Here is a 2,046-nt window from a genome sequence, read left to right as displayed (position 1 = left end):
CGTCGGTGAGCGTGATCGGCAACGCCGTCAGGCTCAGGGCCGTGCGGCTCTGAGCTTCTGGTCGGCTGTCCTCCTTGGACCTGGGCTCCCTCAGGGAGGTCGCCTGTCACCCCGTCGGCAAAGGGCCCGAAGGGGTCGTGGCGCCGTAAGAGCGGTCTCCATCGGAGGACGTTGTTCCGGACGCTCCTCATCCAGCTCAAGGCATCAGCTGACGATCCAGTGCAGGCTTTGGACGTGAGCCCTCGCCGTTGCCGCCATGATGCGGGAGCTGAAGGGGAGTGACCATGGTGAGCATGGTTTCACGCCGATCTGCGCTGATCCTGGCCGCTAGGCTATGGAGCTTTCTCTGGCCTGCTCGCCCGCACGCCGACGTGCTTGAGCCCTATCAGAAGGCCGGGGACCTGGGCGTGTACCTCGGCATCATCCCGGCTCAGATCGCGAGGCGGCACCCGAGCGAACATCCGGAAGCGACCATGCACGGAGGCCCGGCTGAGGGGCGCGACATGCATGTCGTGGTGGCCATCTTCGATGCTGCTGGCAATCGCGTCGAGGACGCCGAGGTGTCCGACGCAATAGCAGAGGTAGGCCAGGTTGGGCGGCGCCGGGCCAGGCTGGAACCAATGAAGATCGCCGACACGATCACCTTCGGCGCGTTCGTGGCGATGTTCAGAAGCGGCCGCCAGAGCATCGAAGTCGAGAACCGCAGGCCGGGATCTTCGGCTGTGCAGACGGCCAGCTTTACCTACGATCCGGGGTCTTGAGCTGAGAGCGCGTCCATTGCCGACACAGCCTCGGGGCAGTTCCGCGGCTAAATCGGCATTGGCCCGGCGTGTTTGACTGAGCGCAATGAAAACCGGGCCCTTCGGGCTCATACTGTAAACATGAGCACCCGGCTCCCCCTCACCGGTCGATTGGCCCGCTTCGTCGCGGCGCTGGGGCTGCTCTTCCTCGCGCTGGCGTACGCCGGGCCTGCGGCCGCCCACGGCGCCGTGAATGCGGGGCCCGAGATGCGGGCCCACCACGCGCAGGCGCTCGCCGACCCTGCCTTGGCGCCGTCAGCGGCAATCGCCCCCTGCCAGTGTTGCGTGGCCGGGCCATGCTGCTGCGCCTTCGTCGGAATGGCTGCCACCGGGCCGGCCTTCTCGATGGCGGCGCTCGCACGCCCGCTGACGAGTCCCAGTCTGCTCCGCGGACTTCGGTCTTCGCCCGGCGAGCGGCCCCCAAGATCCCGTCACGGTTGAGCCTGTTCCGTCCGCGTTCCGGCGCGGCGGTCCAATTCCGTTGACAAGGACTTGAACCATGCGCATCGCAGCGATCCTTCTTACCATTGGCGCCCTCGCCGCGCCGGCCTACGCCCAGACGGGCGACGCTCAGGACCACTCCGCCCACCACCCGGCCGAAGCGGCTCCGGCGCCTTCGGCCGATGCCGTCGCTCCCCAGCCCGCGCCGTCCGTCCGTGCCGAGGGCAGCGCCGGCGCGTCCGCGGCCATGGGCTGCCCGATGATGCCCGAGATGATGCAGTCCATGATGCAGGGCATGGCCGCGGGCTCGGCCCAGGCCGGCGCGGGCATGCCTTCAGGCATGGGCTCCGGCATGGGCTCCGGAATGGCTGCCGGTGGAGCCCGGGCCGCCGCGTTCGACCAGAGTCTCGCGGGCATCACTTACCGGGCCATCGCCCAGCGCGCGGTGGCCGCCCTGCAGGCGAGTCCGGCCCGACAGGACGCCGAGTTCGCCCGCCTGGCAGTAGCCCTTGAGGAGGCGCTGGCCGACGCGGCCAAGACTGCCGCCGCCTTCTCGGACGACCCCGACACCCGGCGCCGGGCCCAGCAGCTCGCGGCCTCCCACCAGGACGACCTGCAGGCGCTGCGCGCCTGGGGGTGCTCCTGAAGCTGCGCCCAAGCTGCTGCGCGCCGCGACGCGCACCATTGAAGTCAACCGCAAGTCCGCCACCGTCTACGGCCTGCAGCAGGCGGACGGGACCCCAGGTCTCACCTTCGTCGAGGGCGAGACCTTCGCGGTCGAGCTGCGCAACGAGCTCGCCGAGCC

Annotated in this window: 2 protein-coding genes; both read left to right on the top strand. The window is 69.6% G+C overall.

The features are described from left to right. The first annotated feature begins 284 nt into the window (after positions 1–284). On the top strand, positions 285–761 hold the full coding sequence (locus tag SLNSH_RS24250; RefSeq protein ID WP_106340861.1) for a hypothetical protein: 477 nt from the start codon (positions 285–287) through the stop codon (positions 759–761). 538 nt (positions 762–1,299) lie between these two features. Beyond that, positions 1,300–1,887, top strand: coding sequence for a hypothetical protein (locus tag SLNSH_RS25190; protein ID WP_106340857.1), 588 nt, complete (start codon positions 1,300–1,302; stop codon positions 1,885–1,887). Positions 1,888–2,046: the final 159 nt, after the last annotated feature.

Source organism: Alsobacter soli (assembly GCF_003004785.1).
GTDB lineage: Bacteria > Pseudomonadota > Alphaproteobacteria > Rhizobiales > Beijerinckiaceae > Alsobacter > Alsobacter soli.
Note: the sequence above shows the minus strand (reverse complement) of the source record. Positions and strands in the feature narration are given on the sequence as shown.